Below are 20,769 nucleotides of genomic sequence, written 5' to 3' on the forward strand. Positions count from 1 at the left end.
CAAGGAGCACGATCATGCGCAAACTCACCGCCGGACTGTTCATTTCCGCCGACGGCGTCATCGCCGACCCGCAGGACTGGCACTTCCCCTACTTCGACGACGCCATGGGCGAGGCGGTCAACGCCCAGCTCGGTTCGGCCGACACGCTGCTGCTGGGCCGCAATACCTACGACAGTTTCGCGGGCGCGTGGCCGGGCCGCGAGGCGGCCGGCGGCCCGGACGCCGGCATGGCGAAGGCCCTCGGCGATGCCCGCAAAGTCGTGGTGTCACACCGGGAACTGGATTCCGATTGGCGCAATTCCGAACTCCTGCAAGGTGACCTGGCCAAGGCCGTCGAGGAATTGAAGCGGGAGCCGGGCGCCACCGATATCGCCATGAGCGGTTCGCCCTCGGTGGTGCGGCAGCTGCTGGAAGCGGGCCTGCTCGACGAACTGCACCTGCTGGTGCATCCGATCGCGGTGCGCAAGGGTGAGCGGCTGTTCGACGACGGCGTGACCGTTCCGCTGCGGCTGATCTCGGCCACGCCGTTCCCGTCCGGGGTCATCCACGTGATCTACGGTCCGGCCGAAGCGCCCGCGGCGGCCGGGTACGACGAGGCCAAAACCCATCTGTCGCAAGGCGAGTGAGCGGTCAGCGCACCGGGCGCAGCACGCAGCGGGTGCCGGTGTAGATGGTAGGCATGCACTCGTTGCAGTGCACGCACGCCGATTGCGTGGTGAGATCGGATTGGATGCGCCGCAACAGATTCGGCTCCCGCAGCAGGGCGCGGCCCATGGCGACGAAGTCGAAGCCTTCGTCCATGGCGGTGCGCATGGTGTCGTGGTTGGTGATGCCGCCCAGCAGGATGAGCGGCATCGACAACTCACGCCGGAACTGGCGGGCGCGCTCCAGTAGATAGGCCTCCTGGTACGGGTACTCCTTCAGGAAGGCGCGTCCCATCAGGCGGAAGCCCCAGCGCGCCGGGCCCGGCAGGGTTTTGGCGAAGGCTTTGCGGGGCGCGTCGCCGTGGAAGAGCAGCATGGGATTGAGCAGGGAACTGCCCGCGGTCAATTCCAGGGCGTCCAGCGCGCCGTCGGCCTCCAGCCAGGCGGCGATCTGCAGGGAATCGGGCAGCGTCAGGCCGCCGGGCCGCCCGTCCTCCATATTCAGCTTGGCGGTGACGGCGAGCCGCCCGCCGACGGCTTCCTTTACCGCACAGGCGATTTCCCGCGCCAGCCGCGCCCGGTTGGCGATCGATCCGCCGTAGTCGTCCTTGCGGCGATTGAGCAGCGGGCTCATGAACGCGCTCACCAGATAGTTGTGCCCGAAATGGATTTCGACGGCATCGAAACCCGATTCCTCCGCCAGCCGGGCCGCGCGCACGTGCGCGTCGATCAGCTCCCGGATCTCGAATGCGTTGGGCACCTTCATGAACCGCATACCCAACGGGCTGAACATGGGGCTCGGCGAGAGCGCGGGCAGCCGATTGGACGCCGCATTGGCGACCGGCCCGGCATGCCCGATCTGCGCGCTCGCCGCCGCGCCCTCGGCGTGCACGGCATCGGTCAGCTTCCGCAGTCCCGCAACGGCTTCCGGCCGCATCCAGATCTGATGGCGGTCGGTGCGCCCGCCCGGCGCGACCGCGCAGTAGGCGACGGTGGTCAGGCCGACCCCGCCCGCCGCCACCTCGCGATGGAATTCGATCAGCTCGTCGGTGACGAGGGCATCGGGGGTGCGGCCTTCGAAGGTCGCGGCCTTGATCACCCGATTGCGCAGGGTGAGCGGCCCCAGCCGGGCGGGGGCGAAGACGTCGGTCACTGTTGTTCTCCTGTCGGCGCGGTCAGTCCGGCCACCACGAAGGTCCGCAGGGTGGCCACCGCTCGTTCGGACAGCTCCCGGTCCCCGGTGCTGCCGAACTGCGTGATGATCAGGTCGAAGGCCAGCATCCAGCGGCGGCGCGCCTCCAGCTCGGCCAGCTCCGGCAGCAGGCCGACCCAGGAGTCCATGCGGAACCAGGGCAACCGCCACGCGGTGAGCTGCCGCCGCATGACGAAGCGGGCCAGCAGCCGCAGATGCAGCCGGCCGACCGGGTCGGCGGCCAGCTCCACGAAAGGCGCGAGCACCGCGTCCACCACCGCCGGCACCGCGGCGGGCGAATCGGCGTGCGCGGTGGTCACATCGGTGAGCCGGTCGGCCCACAGCGGGCCCAGCCGATCCTCGATGAGCGCGCCGACCAAAGCCTCCTTGGACCCGAAGTGATAGTGCACCGCAGCCGGATTCGCCCCGGCCGCGGTGCAGATGCCCCGCACCGAGACCTCGTCGTACGGCTCGGTGAGCAATAACCGCTCAGCGGCGGCCAGCAACCGTTCGCGGGTGCCCGCGGCGACCTTCTCGACCATGCCGAGTAGTGAAACAGGTTTCAAACAATATTTCAATCATTGATTGAACGTGCTGCTCAACCGCTCGCAAATGACCTTTCGCGCGGCTTTGCCCTCCGGTGTGGGGGTCAGCGGGTACACGTGCACCAGCCCGACGCCGTCGTGGAATTCGACGTCCACGCCCGCCCCGCGCGCCTTGTCCACCAGCAGTTTGGTGTCCGGATAGACGATGTCGCGCGATCCGCAGAACACGGTGAGCGGCCCGAGCCCGTCGAACTCCGCGCACAGCGGGCTCACGATCGGATCGTCCAGGGGCAGTTCGCCCCGCCAGTGCTCGATGAACACCTGAATCCCGTGCCGCCCCAGCCACGGATCGGTCGGCAGCACGATATCGATCTCGGGATTGTTCATGGACAGATCCAGCGCCGGCGCGATCAGCACGGTCCGCGGCAATCGCACCCCGTGCGCGTCCCGCAACAGCACCGTGGCCGACAAGGCGATCTGCCCGCCCGCCGAATCCCCTGCCAGACACACATTTCCGTACTGTTCCCGCTGTTCGAGAGCGATCTCCGCGATCACCGGCACCACCTCGGCGGCGGTCGCGAACGGCACCAGCGGATAGATCGGCACCGTCACCGCGAGCCCCGCCTCGGCCGCGATATCCGCGCACAGCCCCCAGTGCTGCGGCGAGATCTCGTTCACCCAGCCCCCGCCGTGCGTGTACACCACCGCACCGCGCGCCCGCCCGCGCTTCGGCGTGAGCGTGTAGATCGGCCACCCGTCCCGCCGCCCGACCGCGATCTCCACATCCGATCGCAACCGCCGCGGCGGTCCGTACGGGCGCGGGCGCACGCTCCGCTCCCGCAGATGTTTCCGCGCCCGATCGGCGTCCAGGAAAGTCCGGTTGACCCGCATCAACCGCAGCAGCCCCGGAATGGCGCGCGCACTGGCGAAACTCGGCCGCCCGGCCTTTGGAGAATCCATTCACCCACCGTAAGCGGGCGATCGTCCGGCCACCCGCATCCCGGCCGGAGTCCACCCGGCCCCGGCAAACACGGCAACCGATCGAATGACCGATCCCGCCCGATCACACGGCTGCGCGAAAACGGACACCCGACCGTATGCTGTCCGCGAGGTAGACCGGAGCGTCCGATCCGCCTGCGCGTCATAGGGATTGGAGGGCGCCGATGCCTCCGGGATACGAGCCGCACGAGTCGCCGGGCTATCGCCCCCGGCCGACTCCCGGATACGAGCCGCACGAGACGCCCGGATACGGGCAGCGGCCGCAGCCGGGTTACGGGTCGCACGAGCCCACCACCGCTTTAGATGCGCCCGGGTCCTCCGGAACCGAGGCCCAGCAAACCTCCGTGTTCGGCGCGCACGAAGCACCCGGCTACAGCGCGCAGGAAACCTCGGTATTCGGCGCGCACGAAACATCCGGGTACGGCACGCAGGAAACCTCCGTCTTCGGCGCACGCGAAACACCCGGGTACGGCGAGCAGCAGACCTCCGTATTCGGCGCGCACGAAGGATCTGGATACGGCGCGCAGGAAACCTCGGTGTTCGGTGCGCGCGAAGGATCCGGGTACGGCGCGCGGGATTCGTCCGGGCCCGGGCGGCAGGAGTTTCCGGAGTACGGGGACGAGAACTATCTGTGGGATCAGCCCACGCAGGTGTTCGAGCCGATCCGCGATGCCCCGGCGGCGGCGCCGGGCGACGGCAGCGGCGGGAAGCGTTCCGGCGCGGTGCGATACGCGCTGATGGGGCTGGCCGTGGTGCTGGTCGGGGTGCTGGCCGTGGGCGGTTTCTTCGCGGCGCGGCATTTCGGCAGTTCGGCGGTCGACGCCGAGGCCGTGGTGACCACCACGCCGCGCGCCGCCGTCACCACCTCGGCTGCGCCCGCCGGGCCCAGCGCTCCGGTCGCCGGAGCGCCACTGGCCTCGGTGGCCGCCTGGGTGAAGGCGGGCAAGCAGATCGACAGTTCCAAATTCCACAGCGCCACCAGCGAATCGGACGGCAAGACCAACAATCTCGGTTCGGGGGTGGCCTTCGTCAGCCCGTCCGGGAAGATCCAGTGCATGACGCCCAAGGGCGGTCCCCGCGGCAAGGAAGGCCTGGCGTGCCTGGTGAACTGGGACAACCCGCCGCAGCGTCCGGCCGCGCTGGCCAAGGGCAATTGGGTCGCCAGCTGGGTCGACTTCCCCGGCGAAACTCTCGGCATCGGCAAGAACGCCGGTGATCCCGGTCAGTTCCTGCTCGGCAAGGGCGACACCCTGACCTACGGCAGCCGGGTGACCTTCGACGACTACGACTGCCGCATGGAGGAATCCGGGCTGGTGTGCGTGAACGAGAAGGCCAGCACCGCGATCCAGCTCAACTCCGCGGGCGCGATGGTGTTCGGCTGCCTCGGCGAGACCACGTCGAAGGAATACGGCAAGGCCTACTCCTGTGGCGGCGTCACGACCACCACATCCGCCGCGCCCACCGTCATCAAGGCCGGCGACAAGTGCACGAAAGCGGGCGAGACGGGCTACAGCGCCAATCTCACGCCCTTGACCTGCGATACGGCCGGGGATTCCGGATTGCGCTGGCAGGACCTGAACCCGATCAGCGCCGGCGCGCCGTGCTCCGCGGAACAGGTGGGGTATTTCGGCTACACCGCCGACGGCACCCGGGTGCTGTGCACCCGCACCCAGCGCACGGACGCGTCCGCGTGGAGCGTGCCGAACCAGCGCGTCGCCAGCGGGCAGCACGAGGTCGGCGAATCCTGCAATCCGAAGGAGGACAAGCTGGGCGCGACCGCCGACGGGAAGGCCGTGTACTGCAAGGCCGCGAACGGTTCGCCCACCGCCACCTCCGGCGAGTGGAAAGCCAGCGCTTGAAAATTCGCGGCGGCCGCTCGCGCCGCCGCGAATGCTGCCAGAATCCAGACGTATGGGAGTGAACGAGATCGCCGCCGCCGGGATCGCACGGCAGCGCGAGGCCCTCGACGGCGCGGCCGTATCGGCGACGGAACTGGTGGCGGCCACGCTGGACCGCATCGAGGCCGCGGCGGATCTCGGCGCGTTCACCCGGGTGCTGCGCGAGGCGGCGCTGGCCGAGGCCGCCGAACGGGACAAGGAACGCGCGGCGGGCGCGGAACTCGGCCCGCTGCACGGCATTCCGATCGCGATCAAGGACGAGATCGACGTGGCGGGCGTGGTGACCAGCTTCGGCACCCGCGCCAACCGCACCCCGGCGCGCGCGGATGCCGAGGTGGTGCGCCGACTACGCGCGGCCGGCGCGGTGATCGTCGGCAAGACGGCCATGCCGGAGTTCGGGCAGTGGCCGTTCACGGAATCGAGCACCTATGGGGTGACCCGCAATCCGTGGAATCGGGAGTTCAGCACGGGCGGGTCCAGCGGCGGCTCGGCCGCGGCGGTGGCGGCGGGGCTGGTACCGGCGGCGCTGGGTGGCGACGGCGGCGGATCGATCCGGATTCCCGCGGCCTGCTGCGGATTGTTCGGTTTGAAACCGCAGCGCGGGCGGGTGCCGGTCGCACCCAACGAACACCTCTGGTGGGCCTTGGGCGTCGCCGGCCCACTGACCCGGAGCGTGTCGGACTCGGCGCTGGTCTACGACGTGATTCGCGGTGGCGCACCGCAGGATCGCTTCCAGGCCGCGGAGCCGATCATGTCCTTCACGGCCGCCGCCCGGCGTGATCCGGGCGTGCTCCGCATCGGCTATACAACGAAAGCTCCTGCGGCGCTGACGAAACCGCACCCGGAGAACGTGCGTGCGGTCCGCGAGACCGCGGAACTCCTGGCCCGCCTGGGACATTCGGTCTTCGAAGTGGACCCCGCCTTCCCCGACGCCACCGCCGCCTTCCTCCCCCAATTCTTCGGCGGCGTCCGCGCCGAGGCCGCCGCGGTCGACGATCCGGCGCTGCTGGAGCGCCGCACCCGCGAAACCGTGCGCCTCGGCGCCTGGGCCCGGCAGCCGGTGATCGAATGGGCCATCCGGCACGGAGAAGCGTTGGCGCGCAAGGCCGAAGCCCTCTTCGGCGACTACGACCTGCTGCTCACCCCGACCATTACCGGCCGCCCGCCCCGGCTGGGCGTCCTGGACGGCGGCGGCACCGCCCGCGCCATGCTGGCCGCGCTGCCGATGATCGCCTACACCAGCTTCTGGAACGTGACGGGCCATCCCGCCGCCGCCCTCCCCGCCGGCCTGGGCACGGACGGCCTGCCGCTGTCGGTCCAGCTCATCGCCCCGGCGAACGGTGAAACCACCATCCTCCCGGTCGCCGCCCAACTCGAACAGGCCCGCCCGCACCCGACCCTCTAGCCCCGGGGCGTCAGGACTCGATCGGCAGTCCCGCTTCGCTCCAATCCTGAATCCCCTCGCGGTATTTGCGCACGTTGGTGTAGCCGAGCCCCTCCAGGCGGGTCGCCACCTGCTGGCTGTTCGCGCACGCGGGATTCGAGCAGTAGGTGACGATGGCGGCGTCGAGATCGGGCAGCAGGATCGGCGCCTGTGCCTCCACATCGTCGTCGACCAGCGCCACCGCGCCCGGCAGGTGCGCCTTGGCGTAGTACTCGCCGCCGAGGGTGTCGAGCACGATCACGCTCCCGGCCTCGATTTCCTTGACGAGCTCGTCACGAGTGATCAACGCGGTCATGGGTTTTCCTTCCGAACCGAAATTTATGTGCGTGTGCACGCTACTACTTATGTGCGCGCGCACGCAATAGGCTAGGCTGGGCCCGTGCCGAAACCTCCCGCTCGCCACCATCCCGCCGTCGGCGCCTGGGCCGCCCTGCTCCAGGTGCACGCCAAGCTCGTCCCCGAACTCGACGCCGAATTGCGCCGCGCCACCGGCCTGCCGCTGAGCTGGTACGACGTCCTGCTCGAACTCGACGGCCCGACTCGATTGCGGATGAGCGACCTCGGCGAACGCGTCGTGCTCAGCCGCACCCGGGTCAGCCGCCTGGTGACCGAACTGGAATCACACGGCCTGGTGCAGCGCGAAGCCAATCCCGAGGACGGCCGTTCGGCGTTCGTCGCCATCACAGCCGAAGGGCGGCAACGCTTTCGCGAAGCCGCCCCGCACTATCTGGCCGGTATCCAACGCCGGTTCGCCGGCAATCTCGACGACGCCGAACTCGACGCGATGGGTTCGGCACTCCGGAAAGTGCTGTCCCCCACCGCGTTACCGCTCACAACGCGCGACTGAGCGGCACATTGATCCAGCTCGGCGCGCTCGGATCGAGTTCCACGTGCTGCGGCAGCAGCCCGCTCTCGTTGAGCAGCGGCCGCAACGGCAGCCCGCGCGGGAAGTTGAACGCGAACACGTCCACCCGCAGCCGATGCCCCGGTTGCAGCACCGCGTCGGTGGCGGTCAATCCCAGATCCAGCTCGGTCCGCTCACCCGGCACCAGCGGTTCCCGGTCGGCGAGCGTCAGGAACGGGTACGGATCGATGTAGTCGCCGTTGGCCGACCGGGTCGCCCGGGACTCGTCCACCTTACGCAGCGAAGCCGTCAGCTGACCGGAGGTGAGCACGGTCGACTTACCGTCCGGCGCAACGTCATTGAGCGTGGCGCTCCAGTATCCGTCGGTGGCGTCCAGCACCGTGTTCAGGTGCAGGTTCACCGCCCCGGAGATCAAGGTCGCCTCGCTCACCGGCGCACTGGTGAAGGTGAGCCCGTTGAGCTCCATGGGCCGCGCGTCCTTGGCGCAGGCATCCAGGATCGCGGTGACGCCGGCGGTGATCTGCGCGCTGTCTCGCGAGCACAGGCTCATGATGCCCGGCCCCACCGTAAGCCGTGCCGCCGCACCGGGTTCCGCGCTCAGGCTGCCGTCGTGCAGGCTGGTGGCGGTGGTGCCGCTGGGCTCGGCGGAGAGGTACATGCGCCGGTAATCCACCTCGGCACGCGGGAATTGGCCGGTGCTGGTCCAGCCGCCGCCCTGCTGGAACAGCGTGACCGGGCCGTAGGAGTCGATGTCGTTGTCGATGCCCTTGAGCCATTTGTCGAACCACGCGCGCTGCAAGACGTCCAGCCGCGGCGGCGCGCCCGGATTGCCGAACCCGCTGCCCGGATTGGCGTGGTAGGTATCGCCCATGATCAGCTGCTTCTGCCCGGCGGGCAGCGGAATCGCGTCATAGATGCGCGGTTCGGAGTAGGTGAAGATGTCGTGCCAGCCGCCGTAGACGAAGGTCGGGACCCGCACGTTCTCCGGATGCCCGAGCCAGGCGGTGCGCAGCGGACTGTCGGTCTCCAGCAACGACTTCAGGGTGTCGGGGATCTCCGGCACCGAATTGATGGTCAGCGCCTGGATCACGTAGTCGAAGAACGTCAGCGGACTCGTCAGGCGATCGCCCAGCCACTTCCAGTCGAAGTTGCCGCCGAAGATCGACACCAGATCCGGCATCCACTTCAGCCCGTTCACGCCGAGCAACCACGGTGGGATGAAACCGAATCCGAGCGCGCCGCCGGTGGCCAGCACATCGCGCACCAGGTCGCTGCCCGGCTCGACCGGGAAGATCGCCTTCAGCGCCGCGGGCTGCCGTTCGGCGGCGTGCACCTGATTGATGGCCGAGTACGAGATCCCGCTCATCCCGATCTTGCCGTCCGACCAGGACTGCTTGCTCGCCCAGTCGATCACCTCGACGCTGTCGAGCTGTTCGCGCTCCTGGAAGACCTGCCAAACCCCTTCGGAGAAACCGGTTCCGCGCACATCGGCCACCACCTGGGTGTAGCCGCTCTGCACCAGTTTGCGATCGGCGGCGAACAGCCGCGCGGCCCCGCCCGGTACCACCTTGGTGAGTTCGGAGAGCCCGCCCAGCCCGACGCCGGAGAGATCGAATCCGTTCAGGAATCCGGTGAGCACATCCGACAGGCCCGGGATGGAGAGCGCCGACTCCGCGACCATGGACACGAGTTTCGTGTACGGCGTGAGGTTGACGATGGTCGGCAGCGGCGTATCGACGATATTGCCGGCGGCGTCCATCGGCCGATAGACGTTGGCCTTCAAGACGGTTCCGTCACTCATGGTGATCGGCACGTCCCAGTCGATGTGCACGCCCGGATACTGCGGTGCGCCGTCGTGGGTGGCGGTCCACGCCGCGCCGAGCGATCCGGCGTCCGGTTCGGTGGCCGCGGTGACCGGGCTGAGCAATCCGCCCACCACCACCGCGGCCGAGACGGCGGCCAGTGCCCCGGCCGCGCGACGGCCGGCCTTCTTCAATCGCATTCGATGCCCCGAGTCGAATCATGGGAACCCCAACGTTCCCAAACTGACTGGACAGTAACTTGTGCCACAACACATAGCAAGACGTGGTCTGCGCCACCCTGTGCACAAGCTGGCACAGATGCGACGGATCAGTCCTCGACGAGCCGGGCGAGCAAGTCCCGCAAGGTTTCTCGCTGCGCAGCCGAGAGCGGGGCGAAGATCTCCGCGGCGGCCGCGCGCCGCGCCGCCGACATCGCCTGCACCGCTTGCCTTCCCGCCTCCGTCGGCGTGACCAGCGTGGACCGCCGGTTGGCCGGATCGGGCGCCCGGGACACCAGACCCGCGGCGGCCAGCCCGTCGACCACGGTGGTGGCCGAGCGCGGCACGATGCCGAGGTAGCCCGCCAGCGCGGACATGGACAGCGGCGCGTCGGCATGGCCGAGGATGCGCAGCGCCCGCGCCTGCGACGGGGTCAGGCCGAGCGGTGCGAGCCGGGCCGTCTGATTGCGCCGGATGCGTTTGGAGGTGCGCAGGAACAGCTCGGGCAGGTCGGGTTCCGGGGCATTCGCCATGATTCTGAGCATAGATCATTGTTTCGGGAAGAATTATGAGCCAAGCTCAGTTATAGCGCGTAGTTCCTTCGAAAGGAGGCGCCTATGGCTTCCCAACCACAGCTCCGCCGGATCGTCCGGCTGTTCCACCCGTATCGCGGCCGCCTCGCCCTGGTGGCCGCACTCGTCGGCCTCTCCTCGCTGGCCGGCCTGGCCTCCCCGTTCCTGTTGCGCGGCATCATCGACGACGCCCTGCCGCACGGGCGCACCGGCCTGCTCACCGTCCTCGCCGCCGGCATGATCGTGGTCGCCATCGCGACCAGCGTGTTCGGCGTGCTCCAGACCTATATCTCGACCGCGGTCGGCCAGGACGTCATGCACGATCTGCGCTCGGCGGTGTACGCCCGGCTGCAATCGATGCCGCTGTCGTTCTTCACCGCCACCCGCACCGGCGAGGTGCAGTCGCGCATCGCCAACGACATCGGCGGCATGCAGTCCACCGTCACCTCCACGGCCACCTCGCTGGTCTCCAATGCCACCTCGGTGATCGCGGCCGTCATCGCCATGTTCGCCCTGGAATGGCGGCTCACCCTGGTCTCCCTCGCCATGCTGCCGGTCTTCGTGTGGATCAGCCGCCGGGTCGGCTCCGAACGCCGGCGCATCACCTCGCAGCGGCAGAAGCAGCTGGCGGCCATGTCGGCCATCGTCGAGGAGTCGCTGTCGGTGAGCGGCATTCTGCTGGCCCGCACCATGGGGCGCTCCCCCGCGCTGATCGACGATTTCACCCGGGAATCGCGCGGCCTGGTCGATCTGGAGATCCGGTCCTCGATGGCCGGGCGCTGGCGGCAGTCCACCATCGGCATCGTGATGGCGGCCATGCCCGCGATCATCTACTGGGCGGCCGGGCTGACCTCGGCGTCCGGGCATCCGCTGGTGTCCATCGGCACGCTGGTCGCCTTCACCACGCTACAGGCCGGGCTGTTGCGGCCCGCGGTGATGCTGCTGTCCACCGGCGTCGAAATCCAAAGCTCCATGGCGCTTTTCGGGCGCATCTTCGAATACCTGGATCTGCGGCCGGATATCGCGGAACCGGTGAATCCGGTGCCGCTGCCCGCGCAGGTGCGCGGCGAGGTGCGGTTCGACGGCATCGGGTTCGCCTACGATCCGGCGGACCGGCAGACGCTGCGCGATATCGACCTGACCGTGCCGGCGGGCACCAGCTTGGCCATCGTCGGCGAAACCGGTTCCGGGAAAACGACTCTCGGCTACCTGACGGCGCGGTTGTACGACCCCACCGCCGGACGGGTCACCCTGGACGGCATCGATATCCGTGAGCTGTCCTTCGCGGATCTGGCCGCGGCGGTCGGCGTGGTGTCGCAGGAGACCTACCTGTTCCACGCCTCGGTGGCCGACAATCTGCGCTTCGCCAAACCCGACGCGACCGACGCGGAATTGCACGCGGCCGCGCGCGCCGCGCAGATCCACGACCACATCGAGTCGCTGCCCGAGGGCTACGACACCATGGTCGGCGAACGCGGCTACCGCTTCTCCGGCGGCGAGAAGCAGCGCCTGGCGGTGGCGCGCGCCATCCTGCGCAATCCGCCGGTCATGGTGCTGGACGAGGCCACCAGCGCCCTGGACACCCGCACCGAACGCGAGGTGCAGGCCGCCATCGACGCCCTGGCCGCCGGGCGCACCACCATCACCATCGCCCATCGGCTGTCCACCATTCGCGAGGCCGATCAGATCGTGGTGCTGGATCGGGGACGGATCGTGGAGCGCGGCACCCATCGGGAACTGCTGGCCCGCAACGGTTTCTACGCCGACCTGCTGGCCCGCGACGAGGTGCTCGCGGCGGCCTGACCACCGGGGTTGCGCGAACGGTTGCTCTGAGTATGCTCAGAAATGAGCCCACTCAGAAAACTGTTCGATTTCGGAGGTGGCAGGTGACGATTTCCAGCGAAAACAGCGTCGTCGGCAGGCGCGTGCAGAAGGTGGAGGACAAGCGGTCCCGGATCTTCGAGGCCGCCTCCACCCTGTTTGCTGAAAACGGCTACGGGCAGGTCACCACCCAGCAGGTCTCCGATCGCGCCGGTATCGCGGCGGGCACCCTGTTCCGCTACGCGGCCTCCAAAGGCGAACTGCTGCTGATGGTTTACAACGAGCGCTTCCGGCACGCGCTGGAACTGGCCGGGCGGCGCTCGGGGGCCGAACGCGACGCGGGCGCGGCGGCGCTGACGATCATGCGGACGATTCTCGACGTCGCCACCGACAATGCCGAGAACACCGTCGTCTACCAGCGGGAACTGCTGTTCGGGTCGCCCACCGACACCTACCGGGCGCAGGGGCTGGCCATGATCGCGCAGCTGGAAACCATGATCGCCGACCGGCTGGCCGCGGAGGCGCGAGCGCACGGCGCGGCGCCGCCGGACCTGGAGCGACGGGCTCAGCTGGCGGGCCGCAGCGCATTCGCGGTGCTGAACCTGATCCTCGCCCAACCCGCCACCGGCGCGCACGCCGGCGCGGACGCGGTGAAAGACGTTTGCGCGCAAGTACTTCAGATTGTCGCCGGGTTCCGCGCGGAGCTCGGATACCACCTCACATCAGGAGAGGAACGACAGGCATGAGCATCGAGATCCGGAAGGTGACCGTACTGGGCACCGGCGTACTGGGTTCCCAGATCGCCTATCAGACAGCGTTTCACGGCTTCGACGTCACCGCGTACGACATCAGTGACGAGGCATTGAGCGCGGCGCGCAAGCGGTTCGAAGGGCTGGCCGCGGCCTACAAGAACGACCATATGCCGGGCGCGGACGACAAGGCCGACGCGGTGGCGGCGGGCATCGCGCTCACCACCGATCTGGGGGCGGCGGTCAAGGACGCCGATCTGGTGATCGAGGCGGTGCCCGAGGTGCTCTCGCTCAAGCAGGAGACCTATCGCAAACTCGGCGAACTCGCCCCGGAGCGCACCATTTTCGCCACCAACTCCTCCACCCTGCTGCCCAGCGCCATGAAGGATTTCACCGGTCGGCCGGACAGGTTCCTGGCGCTGCATTTCGCCAACCAGGTGTGGAAGATGAACACCGCCGAGGTGATGGGCACCCCGGACACCGATCCGGCGGTATTCCAGGCGGTGGTGGATTTCGCGCAGGCCATCGGCATGGTGCCCATCGAATTGCACAAGGAGAAGGCGGGTTACGTCCTCAACTCGCTGCTGGTGCCGCTGCTGAACGCCGGAATGGCGCTGGCCGCAGGCGGATACGCCGAACCCGACGCGGTGGACAAGACCTGGCGGATCGGCACCGGCGCACCGATGGGGCCGTTCCAGATTCTCGACGTCATCGGGCTCACCACCCCGTACAACATTCTCGCCAACAGCCCGGATCCGGCCGCCGCGCCGCTCGCAGCATGGCTCAAGGCCAACTACATCGATCAGGGCAAGCTCGGCATCGCCACCGGCGAGGGGTTCTACAAGTACTGAAAACGGCTGTGTGACAGGCGCTTCGAACCAATCATCGGATAGGAGTCTCATGTACTACAGCAACGGCAATTACGAAGCCTTCGCCCGGCCCCGCAAGCCGGCCGGAGTGGACCGGAAGACGGCGTGGTTCGTGGGCTCGGGGCTGGCCTCGCTGTCCGGTGCGGCGTTCCTCATCCGGGACGGCCAGCTGCCGGGCAGCAAAATCACCATTCTGGAGGAGTTGAAGCTGCCCGGCGGCGCGCTCGACGGGATCAAGGAACCCAAGAAGGGGTTCGTGATTCGCGGCGGGCGCGAGATGGAGAACCATTTCGAGTGCCTGTGGGACCTGTACCGCAGCATCCCGTCCATGGAGATCGACGGGGCCAGCGTGCTGGACGAGTTCTACTGGATGAACAAGGACGACCCGAACTTCTCGCTCGAGCGCGCCACCGTGAATCGCGGTGAAAGCGCGCACACCAAGGACCTTTTCACGCTCAGCGAGAAGGCCCAGAAGGAGATCACCAAGATCTTCCTGGCCACCCGTGAGGAGATGGAGGGCAAGCGGATCGACGAGGTCTTCACCGACGAGTTCTTCAAGTCGAACTTCTGGATGTACTGGCGGACCATGTTCGCCTTCGAGGAATGGCATTCGGCGCTCGAGATGAAGCTGTACCTACATCGCTTCGTGCACCACATCGGCGGGCTACCGGATTTCTCGGCGCTCAAGTTCACCAAGTACAACCAGTACGAGTCGCTGGTGCTGCCGCTGTACCGGTGGCTGCTGGACCAGGGCGTGACGTTCAAGTTCGACACCACGGTCACCGACGTGGATTTCGAGCTGAGCGGAAAGCGCAAGCAGGCCACCAGGATTCACTGGGTGTCCGAGGGCGTCGAGGGCGGCGTCGACCTGGGTCCGGACGATCTGCTGCTGATGACCATCGGTTCGCTGACCGAGAACTCCGACGAGGGCGACCATCACACCGCGGCCGTGCTGAACGAGGGTCCGGCTCCGGCCTGGGATCTGTGGCGCCGCATCGCCGCCAAGGATCCGGCGTTCGGCCGCCCGGAGGTGTTCGGATCGCATATCCCCGAGACGAAATGGGAATCGGCCACCGTCACCACGCTGGATCAGCGTATCCCCGAATACATTCAGAAGATCTGTAAGCGAGATCCGTTCAGCGGCAAGGTGGTCACCGGCGGCATCGTCACCGTCAAGGACTCCAGCTGGCTGATGAGCTGGACGGTCAACCGCCAGCCGCACTTCAAGCAGCAGCCCAAGGATCAGATCGTGGTCTGGGTGTACTCGCTGTTCGTCGACAAGCCCGGCGACTACGTCAAGAAGACCATGCAGGAATGCACCGGCGAGGAGATCACCCAGGAGTGGCTGTACCACCTGGGCGTCCCCGTCGAGGACATCCCGGAGATGGCCGCCAACGCCGCCAAGACGGTGCCGGTCATGATGCCCTACGTCACCGCCTTCTTCATGCCCCGCAAGGCCGGCGACCGGCCCCAGGTGGTCCCCGAGGGCTCGGTCAATTTCGCCTTTATCGGCCAGTTCGCCGAAACCACCCGCGACTGCATCTTCACCACCGAATACTCCGTCCGCACCGGGATGGAGGCCGCCTACCAGCTCCTGGACATCGAACGCGGCGTCCCCGAGGTCTTCGCCTCCACCTACGACGTCCGCAGTCTGCTCACCGCCGCCACCCGCCTGCGCGACGGCGAACCGGTCCACATTCCCGGCCCGGAGTTCCTGCGCCGCAAACTGCTGGACAAGCTGGACACCACCGAGATCGGCGAACTCCTCACCGAGTACGGCGTCATCGGCGGCAAGAAATAGCACCCGTGCGGCCCGGTCCACAGCGGACCGGGCCGCACCCGCCCCGGCACGCCTGGCGATCTTGTGTTACCCGATTCTGTCGCCGCCCCCGGCTAATCTGCCGACATGGTCAGACCCGAATCCGCCCTGCGCCGCCTGATGCGCGACACCGGAAAGCTGCTGGAGCCGTACGGATTTGAAGGCGACGGTCCGACCTGGGTCTGCATCCAGCCCGAAGGCGTGGCCACCGTGGGCCGCACCCGCACCCTGCGCACCTGGACCGGCGGCCAGCAACTCCTCCGCTTCGGCTTGGAGCTGAACGCCACCCCCACTCCGTGGTGGGAGTACTGCAACTGGCGCAACGAGCAGCTCGCCCTCTCCCCCACCCCCGTGGAGTCCGCCACCGGACCCGGCTTGCTCCCCGACGCCCTGCCCCCGGAAACCACCGAATGGTGGTCCATCCGCCTGGACGCGGTCCAGCAGGGCCATGTCCGCCCGAGCGATATCGAATCCATCCGGGCCGAACTCCCGCGCCGGGTGCACGCCTACGCGCGCCGTGCCCTGCGCCTCCTGGAACCCGGCCGGTACCTCGAAGAGCTACAAGCCCTACCCGATCCGCAGACCGGCACCTGGGAAGCGATCGTCGTCCTGCTCGCCGACGAAGGCCCCGGGCCGGACCTCGAGCACGCCGTGGACCAACTCCTCCGCAGCTGCGCCGAAACCCCCGAATTCGCTTCCGACGTCATCGAATACGCCCAGGCGCGGGCGGCCGCTCGCGCTTGAAGCCCGCGAGCGGCGCCGATCTCCGGTACCCGTTGACACGACATCGAAGTACGGTGGTTGCGGAGATCGGCGGGCGAGCAGGAGGAGCACCGATGACGGAGACGGCTGCCGGGGATGTCGCGGTGGCGGCGTTCTCGGCGCATCGGAATCTGTTGTTCACGGTGGCTTACGAGATGCTCGGTTCGGCCGCCGATGCCGAGGACGTCTTGCAGGAGACCTGGTTGCGGTGGGCGACCGTCGATCTCACCGCCGTGCGGGATCACCGGGCGTACCTGGTGCAGATCACCAGCCGGCAGGCGCTCGATCGATTGCGGAGCCTCGGCCGCCGCAAGGAGACCTACGTCGGGCCGTGGCTGCCCGAACCGCTGCTGACCGCGCCCGACGTGGCGGACGACGTCGAGCTGGCCGACAGTCTCTCCACCGCAATGCTGTTGGTGCTCGAGACCCTCGCCCCGACCGAACGGGCGGTGTTCGTGCTGCGCGAGGTCTTCGATGTGCCGTACGAGGAGATCGCCGCCGCCGTGGACAAGACGCCCGCGACCGTACGGCAGATCGCGCGCCGCGCCCGCCTGCACGTCGATGCCCGGCGGCCGCGGGCGACGGTGTCGGCGGCGCAGACCCGGACGGTGCTGGAGTCGTTCCAGCGGGCCCTGGAAACCGGGGACCTGCAAGGCATGTTCGATGTGCTCGCGCCCGACGTGGTGTCGATGAGCGACGGCGGCGGGATCAGACAGGCCGCGCTGCGGCCGATCACGGGCGCGGACAATGTGGTTCGGTTCCTGCTGGGCGGGATCGCCAAGACCGCGGCGGCGATCACCATCGACCACATCGTCCTCAATGGCGGTCCGGCGCTGCGCTTCCGCGTGAACGGCGAACTGGACGGCGTGCTGGCCGCCCGGGTCGAAGGCGACCGCATCGTCAACCTCTACTTCGTGCGCAATCCGGAGAAGCTCACTCGCCTCGAAGCCGAAATCCCCCTCGCCATCCACTGAATTGTGACGCCGGACACATCCTGTCACGCCCGGCGGCGGCCGTACGTCTGGTGGGCATGACGAACACGAACCCCACCACCGCACTTGTCACCGGCGCCAACAAGGGCCTCGGCCTCGAATCGGTCCGCCGGCTCGCCGCCCAGGGCTGGACGGTCTTCCTCGGCTCCCGCGATGTCGCGCGCGGACAGGCGGCCGTCGACAAGCTGGCAGCCGAGGGCCTCACCGCCATCCTGGTCCCGCTCGACGTCGCCTCGGACGAATCCGTGGCCGCCGCTGTGGAATTGGTGCGACAGCACACCGACCGCCTGGACGTCCTGATCAACAATGCGGGCTCCCCCGGCAAGGGCACCAACCCCGCCGAGGTGACCATCGAGGAGATCCACGCCGTCTACAACACCAACGTCTACGGCCCGATCCGGGTCACCAACGCCTTCCTGCCCCTGCTCCAGGCCTCGGACAACCCCCGTGTCGTGATGGTCTCCAGCGGCGGCGGTTCGTTCGCCGTGGTCACCGACCCGAGCCAGGCCTTCTCCAAGATCCACGAACTCGGCTACAGCTCGTCGAAGGCGGCGCTCAATATGGTCACCGTCCGCTACGCCCAAGCCCTGCCCGGCATCAAGTTCAATATCGCCACCCCCGGCGAGGTGGCGAACCGCAAGTTCGCCGCCACCGATATGAACAACAACACCGGCGCCCTCACCGTCACCGAAGGCACCGACTCGTTCCTCCGCCTGGCCACCCTGGAACCCGACGGCCCATCGGGCATCTTCATCGACCGCCTGGGCCCGGTGGCGTGGTAGCCGCTCGCTTCCGGTCCCGATCACGAAGGGCGACAACGGTCACCACGATCGCCAAGCCGAGAATCAGCCCGCCGGCGACGAACGCGAAGGGCATCAGCACGCTCCACGCGAGCGAGGAGCCGATGCCCGAGCCGACCGCCACGGTCACGCGGTCGCTGCCGATCGTGGTGAGCCGGTAGGTGCCGTCCTTGTCGGCGTGGAAGGTGAACGTGGCGCGCCCTTCGTGCGAGTTCACCTGGTAGCTCAAATTGGTTTCGTAGGTGTGCAATTCGACGGGTTTGCCGATCGGATCGGTCAGCGTGACCACCGCCTGCTGCAACGGATTCGACTCGCTCGCACCGGTGTACTCGTAGTACCCCGTGTAGTCCCGGCCCGCCGCCAGATGCAGATCTCCGACACCGGGCACGGGGACCCGCTGGAAGCTGACGACCCGGTCGTCCATTCCGGTGAGCCCGGTGAAGGCGACCACCATCGCCCCGATGATCCCGGCCAGGATCACCGCCACCCCCGCGCCGACCCACCAGAGTGACGGGCGCACCTGCTGCGGAAGCCGCTGCGCTGGAACCGGATAGCGAGTCGGGTAATAGCCCGGTTGTGACATCTACGAACGCTCCGTGGGGGCCGGAGTGGATTTTTGCTCCACTTTGCGAGCCATCCTGTCAGGAAACCGACGGTGGAGGGGTGCTAGTGGAGCAAAACTCCATGTTCCAGATGGTCAGTGCTGCCAGATGCCGCTCCGCAGGAAGACGTCCCACTGCTCGCCGGTGAACCACAGTTCGGGGCCGTGGCCCACCTGCGTCGAGTCGCGGACGCCGACCGCTTCCGCGTCGAGGTAGACCTCCACACACTCGCTCTGTGTCGCCGATCTGGACGACTTGAACCAGGTCCGGATGGGTGGATGGATGCTCACGCCGCGTACTCCTTCGCCATGGCGGACACCAGTTCCCGGGTGTCTTCCTCACTCAGTGCCACCTGCTGAATACCCGCGATCGCCGCGCGGCAACGCTGGATCACGTCGTCGCGCTCGAGGTACAGCGCTCCGTCGGCGCCCTCTCGGTAGACGACGGGTGGATCGACCAGGTTCCTGGGCAGCCGGGGGAATTCGAGCAGGGAGAACGATTGAATCACGAGCCCGGGATGCATGCCTACGGTAAACGGGACGACCCGTATCGAAATCCGCTCGTGCGCACTGGCTTCGGCCAGATAGCCGAGCTGTTCGGACATGACACGCGGCCCGCCGGGCTGATGATGCAGCACGGCCTCGGACAGCAGGGCTTCGAGACGGAACCCGGGATCGTCCAGCCTGGCCTTGCGGCGCATGGCAAGTTCCAGCAGTCGCTCCACACCGACCGGTGACAACGACGGATCGTTCGCCCGAATGATCGCGCGCCGGTATTCCGGAGCCTGGAGTAGGCCCGGCACCATCACGAGTTGATGCGTGGTCATATGGTCGGCCCCATCCTCCAGCCGCAGATAGTGCTGAAGATGCGGTGCGAACAGATCGCTGTACTGCTGCCACCAGCCCTTGTGCGTACCTTCCTTTTTCGCCACCGCGGCCTGCCGCCGTATCTCGTCCCACAGCTCGAGTGCTTCCGCGCGCTCGCCGTCGGTCACCTGATACAGATCCAGCAGCACCGAGATCTGCGGAGTGGTGATCTTGGTTTGTTGTCCGTTTTCCAAACGATCCAAAGTCTGCGGAGAAATCTCGATACGCGTTCCGGCCGCCAGCAATGGCCGTTTTGCACGTTCTCGAAATGTCCGCAAAAGCCGACCGAATGCCCTTCTCGGGATAGTAGATCCGGCCATATCGTTAGCCTCGCTATCCGGGATGCTCCCTGGTGAATGCTCCGCATTGGGCCTCCATCATATTTCGTTGAGATCGCGTTGTGAACGTTCCAATTCCTCGAAGCTGGGTGTCTACTAGGAGATGTCAATGAACCTTCACCAGCAAGGAGTGGTCGTAATGCATTGGGAGACATGGGCACTCGTCGCACTCAGCGCGTTCTGCGCCGCAATTTCGATTTGGATATTCATCGGCGACTATTTAAACAACCGGTCGGACGGTGATGCCCGATTTCTCCGACTCTCCCTCACCGGAGGCGGACACATCGACATTCCGGCCAATTCCCGCCGAGCCGGACACCGCCAGCACGCCCAACACCGAGCCGGGTGAAAAGCGATGGTTTACACGGTTTCCCGCATTCGGCACGAACGCCTTCCGCAGGATTCGCAAGCGTTGACATACTCCAGATCCGTCCAGGCATTGATGTTCCCCCACCGGAATTGCGTTGCGGGGCAGGGCACCACGCCCGCCGCCTGCGGCGCCCGGGCGCAGCTCATGGAGATCGCGGCAGCCGCCGGCTGGCCTTGGATCCACGAGATTCCCGATACCTCACCCGCCGGTTAGCATGCGGGCTGTGAAGAATTCCCTCCGCCGCACCGTCGCGCTCGGCATCCTCACCGGGATCGCCACTCTCACAGCATGTCTCACGTCCGGACCGGCGGCCGGCGAAACCCCGGGACTGGACCTGGGTTCCTTCCAGCCCACCGAATACTTCAACCAGGCGAGCGTCGCCGACGGGATCACCCGGGTGCTCAGGGACAGCTACGGCATTACCGAGGTCGCCGATGTCCGGTGTCCCGAACGGATGCAGGTGGTCGTCGGGGCCAGGTACGAGTGCACGCTCACCCGGGACGGCGTGCCCAAGACCGTCACGATCGAGGTCACCAAGTCGGACGGGACATACGAGGTGAGTCGTCCGCGTTAGCACGGACCGGCATGGGCGGGCGTTTATC

22 protein-coding genes are annotated in these 20,769 nt (G+C 67.5%); 13 read left to right on the forward strand and 9 right to left on the reverse strand.

All coding sequences use genetic code 11. The features are described 5' to 3' along the window. Positions 1-14: 14 nt before the first annotated feature. The gene (locus NY1_RS19415; RefSeq protein ID WP_067715076.1) at positions 15-626 is read left to right on the forward strand and encodes a dihydrofolate reductase family protein; all 612 of its coding nucleotides are present in this window, start codon (positions 15-17) and stop codon (positions 624-626) included. A gap of 4 nt (positions 627-630) precedes the next feature. Here NY1_RS19415 and NY1_RS19420 read toward each other — a convergent pair whose 3' ends face one another. The 3 genes from NY1_RS19420 to NY1_RS19430 are packed head-to-tail and all read right to left on the reverse strand — an operon-like array spanning position 631 to position 3,341. Then, positions 631-1,797, reverse strand: a complete 1,167-nt coding sequence (locus tag NY1_RS19420; protein ID WP_067715079.1) for an NADH:flavin oxidoreductase — start codon at positions 1,795-1,797, stop codon at positions 631-633. After that, complete coding sequence (locus NY1_RS19425) at positions 1,794-2,378, reverse strand: TetR/AcrR family transcriptional regulator (protein WP_067715081.1); 585 nt, start codon at positions 2,376-2,378, stop codon at positions 1,794-1,796. Before NY1_RS19425 ends, NY1_RS19420 begins: the two co-directional genes overlap by 4 nt. A gap of 36 nt (positions 2,379-2,414) precedes the next feature. Beyond that, complete coding sequence (locus NY1_RS19430) at positions 2,415-3,341, reverse strand: alpha/beta hydrolase fold domain-containing protein (protein WP_067715084.1); 927 nt, start codon at positions 3,339-3,341, stop codon at positions 2,415-2,417. 203 nt (positions 3,342-3,544) lie between these two features. Here NY1_RS19430 and NY1_RS19435 point away from each other — a divergent pair, with 203 nt between their 5' ends. Next, positions 3,545-5,239 carry a hypothetical protein gene (locus NY1_RS19435; protein ID WP_157762348.1) on the forward strand — a complete coding sequence of 565 codons (1,695 nt, stop codon included), beginning with the start codon at positions 3,545-3,547 and terminating at the stop codon, positions 5,237-5,239. Positions 5,240-5,291: 52 nt separating this feature from the next. Then, positions 5,292-6,683, forward strand: a complete 1,392-nt coding sequence (locus NY1_RS19440) for an amidase (protein ID WP_067715090.1) — start codon at positions 5,292-5,294, stop codon at positions 6,681-6,683. A gap of 10 nt (positions 6,684-6,693) precedes the next feature. On the opposite strand, the gene NY1_RS19445 is transcribed toward NY1_RS19440, so the two are convergent. Further along, positions 6,694-7,017 carry a rhodanese-like domain-containing protein gene (locus NY1_RS19445; RefSeq protein ID WP_067715093.1) on the reverse strand — a complete coding sequence of 108 codons (324 nt, stop codon included), beginning with the start codon at positions 7,015-7,017 and terminating at the stop codon, positions 6,694-6,696. Positions 7,018-7,101: 84 nt separating this feature from the next. Between NY1_RS19445 and NY1_RS19450 the strand changes: the two genes are divergently transcribed. Further along, a complete protein-coding gene (locus tag NY1_RS19450) occupies positions 7,102-7,569 on the forward strand; it encodes a MarR family winged helix-turn-helix transcriptional regulator (protein ID WP_067715096.1) in 468 nt (155 codons plus the stop codon). On the opposite strand, the gene NY1_RS19455 is transcribed toward NY1_RS19450, so the two are convergent. Together NY1_RS19455 and NY1_RS19460 are read right to left on the reverse strand one after the other, a co-directional pair. Further along, positions 7,553-9,589 (reverse strand): CocE/NonD family hydrolase, encoded by a 2,037-nt coding sequence (locus tag NY1_RS19455; protein WP_067715098.1) that lies wholly within the window; start codon positions 9,587-9,589, stop codon positions 7,553-7,555. The genes NY1_RS19450 and NY1_RS19455 overlap by 17 nt on opposite strands. 128 nt (positions 9,590-9,717) lie before the next feature. Next, positions 9,718-10,140, reverse strand: coding sequence for a MarR family winged helix-turn-helix transcriptional regulator (locus NY1_RS19460; RefSeq protein WP_067715603.1), 423 nt, complete (start codon positions 10,138-10,140; stop codon positions 9,718-9,720). Positions 10,141-10,224: 84 nt separating this feature from the next. On the opposite strand from NY1_RS19460, the gene NY1_RS19465 reads away from it, so the two are divergent. The 7 genes from NY1_RS19465 (at position 10,225) to NY1_RS19495 (ending at position 17,973) form a co-directional block, all read left to right on the forward strand. Continuing rightward, on the forward strand, positions 10,225-11,982 hold the full coding sequence (locus NY1_RS19465; RefSeq protein WP_067715101.1) for an ABC transporter ATP-binding protein: 1,758 nt from the start codon (positions 10,225-10,227) through the stop codon (positions 11,980-11,982). A gap of 83 nt (positions 11,983-12,065) precedes the next feature. Further along, entirely contained in the window at positions 12,066-12,746 is a 681-nt protein-coding gene (locus NY1_RS19470) for a TetR/AcrR family transcriptional regulator (RefSeq protein WP_233434391.1), read from the forward strand. Then, positions 12,743-13,600 carry a 3-hydroxyacyl-CoA dehydrogenase gene (locus NY1_RS19475; RefSeq protein ID WP_067715104.1) on the forward strand — a complete coding sequence of 286 codons (858 nt, stop codon included), beginning with the start codon at positions 12,743-12,745 and terminating at the stop codon, positions 13,598-13,600. The genes NY1_RS19470 and NY1_RS19475 overlap by 4 nt, the downstream gene beginning before the upstream one ends. A gap of 49 nt (positions 13,601-13,649) precedes the next feature. Then, entirely contained in the window at positions 13,650-15,419 is a 1,770-nt protein-coding gene (locus NY1_RS19480) for an oleate hydratase (protein WP_067715107.1), read from the forward strand. Positions 15,420-15,524: 105 nt separating this feature from the next. Beyond that, the gene (locus tag NY1_RS19485; RefSeq protein ID WP_067715109.1) at positions 15,525-16,181 is read left to right on the forward strand and encodes a hypothetical protein; all 657 of its coding nucleotides are present in this window, start codon (positions 15,525-15,527) and stop codon (positions 16,179-16,181) included. A gap of 92 nt (positions 16,182-16,273) precedes the next feature. Next, complete coding sequence (locus tag NY1_RS19490; protein WP_067715112.1) at positions 16,274-17,173, forward strand: RNA polymerase sigma-70 factor; 900 nt, start codon at positions 16,274-16,276, stop codon at positions 17,171-17,173. A 56-nt stretch (positions 17,174-17,229) separates the two neighbouring features. Then, positions 17,230-17,973: an SDR family oxidoreductase gene (locus tag NY1_RS19495; protein WP_067715115.1), complete on the forward strand. Its 744-nt coding sequence runs from the start codon at positions 17,230-17,232 to the stop codon at positions 17,971-17,973. On the opposite strand, the gene NY1_RS19500 is transcribed toward NY1_RS19495, so the two are convergent. From NY1_RS19500 to NY1_RS19510, 3 genes are all read right to left on the reverse strand, one after another. Beyond that, positions 17,942-18,574 carry a hypothetical protein gene (locus tag NY1_RS19500; RefSeq protein ID WP_157762351.1) on the reverse strand — a complete coding sequence of 211 codons (633 nt, stop codon included), beginning with the start codon at positions 18,572-18,574 and terminating at the stop codon, positions 17,942-17,944. The genes NY1_RS19495 and NY1_RS19500 overlap by 32 nt on opposite strands. A gap of 114 nt (positions 18,575-18,688) precedes the next feature. Further along, the gene (locus tag NY1_RS19505) at positions 18,689-18,883 is read right to left on the reverse strand and encodes a DUF397 domain-containing protein (protein WP_067715120.1); all 195 of its coding nucleotides are present in this window, start codon (positions 18,881-18,883) and stop codon (positions 18,689-18,691) included. Beyond that, complete coding sequence (locus NY1_RS19510; protein WP_084535120.1) at positions 18,880-19,779, reverse strand: helix-turn-helix domain-containing protein; 900 nt, start codon at positions 19,777-19,779, stop codon at positions 18,880-18,882. The genes NY1_RS19505 and NY1_RS19510 overlap by 4 nt, the downstream gene beginning before the upstream one ends. 430 nt (positions 19,780-20,209) lie before the next feature. Between NY1_RS19510 and NY1_RS19515 the strand changes: the two genes are divergently transcribed. After that, positions 20,210-20,380: a hypothetical protein gene (locus NY1_RS19515; protein WP_157762353.1), complete on the forward strand. Its 171-nt coding sequence runs from the start codon at positions 20,210-20,212 to the stop codon at positions 20,378-20,380. 10 nt (positions 20,381-20,390) lie between these two features. Next, on the forward strand, positions 20,391-20,741 hold the full coding sequence (locus NY1_RS19520; protein ID WP_169815376.1) for a DUF4333 domain-containing protein: 351 nt from the start codon (positions 20,391-20,393) through the stop codon (positions 20,739-20,741). Positions 20,742-20,769: the final 28 nt, after the last annotated feature.

The sequence above is a fragment of the Nocardia yamanashiensis NBRC 100130 genome (assembly GCF_001613325.1).
GTDB classification, from domain to species: Bacteria; Actinomycetota; Actinomycetes; order Mycobacteriales; family Mycobacteriaceae; genus Nocardia; species Nocardia yamanashiensis.

Bases quoted from the DNA above. Each gene is read 5' to 3' on its own strand.
- NY1_RS19440 (WP_067715090.1), top strand. From the start codon at position 5,292: ATGGGAGTGAACGAGATCGCCGCCGCCGGGATCGCACGGCAGCGCGAG.
- NY1_RS19480 (WP_067715107.1), top strand. From the start codon at position 13,650: ATGTACTACAGCAACGGCAATTACGAAGCCTTCGCCCGGCCCCGCAAG.
- NY1_RS19485 (WP_067715109.1), top strand. From the start codon at position 15,525: ATGGTCAGACCCGAATCCGCCCTGCGCCGCCTGATGCGCGACACCGGA.
- NY1_RS19460 (WP_067715603.1), bottom strand. From the start codon at position 10,140: ATGGCGAATGCCCCGGAACCCGACCTGCCCGAGCTGTTCCTGCGCACC.
- NY1_RS19435 (WP_157762348.1), top strand. From the start codon at position 3,545: ATGCCTCCGGGATACGAGCCGCACGAGTCGCCGGGCTATCGCCCCCGG.
- NY1_RS19425 (WP_067715081.1), bottom strand. From the start codon at position 2,378: ATGGTCGAGAAGGTCGCCGCGGGCACCCGCGAACGGTTGCTGGCCGCC.
- NY1_RS19415 (WP_067715076.1), top strand. From the start codon at position 15: ATGCGCAAACTCACCGCCGGACTGTTCATTTCCGCCGACGGCGTCATC.
- NY1_RS19430 (WP_067715084.1), bottom strand. From the start codon at position 3,341: ATGGATTCTCCAAAGGCCGGGCGGCCGAGTTTCGCCAGTGCGCGCGCC.
- NY1_RS19495 (WP_067715115.1), top strand. From the start codon at position 17,230: ATGACGAACACGAACCCCACCACCGCACTTGTCACCGGCGCCAACAAG.
- NY1_RS19445 (WP_067715093.1), bottom strand. From the start codon at position 7,017: ATGACCGCGTTGATCACTCGTGACGAGCTCGTCAAGGAAATCGAGGCC.
- NY1_RS19475 (WP_067715104.1), top strand. From the start codon at position 12,743: ATGAGCATCGAGATCCGGAAGGTGACCGTACTGGGCACCGGCGTACTG.
- NY1_RS19455 (WP_067715098.1), bottom strand. From the start codon at position 9,589: ATGCGATTGAAGAAGGCCGGCCGTCGCGCGGCCGGGGCACTGGCCGCC.
- NY1_RS19500 (WP_157762351.1), bottom strand. From the start codon at position 18,574: ATGTCACAACCGGGCTATTACCCGACTCGCTATCCGGTTCCAGCGCAG.
- NY1_RS19490 (WP_067715112.1), top strand. From the start codon at position 16,274: ATGACGGAGACGGCTGCCGGGGATGTCGCGGTGGCGGCGTTCTCGGCG.
- NY1_RS19510 (WP_084535120.1), bottom strand. From the start codon at position 19,779: ATGGCCGGATCTACTATCCCGAGAAGGGCATTCGGTCGGCTTTTGCGG.
- NY1_RS19465 (WP_067715101.1), top strand. From the start codon at position 10,225: ATGGCTTCCCAACCACAGCTCCGCCGGATCGTCCGGCTGTTCCACCCG.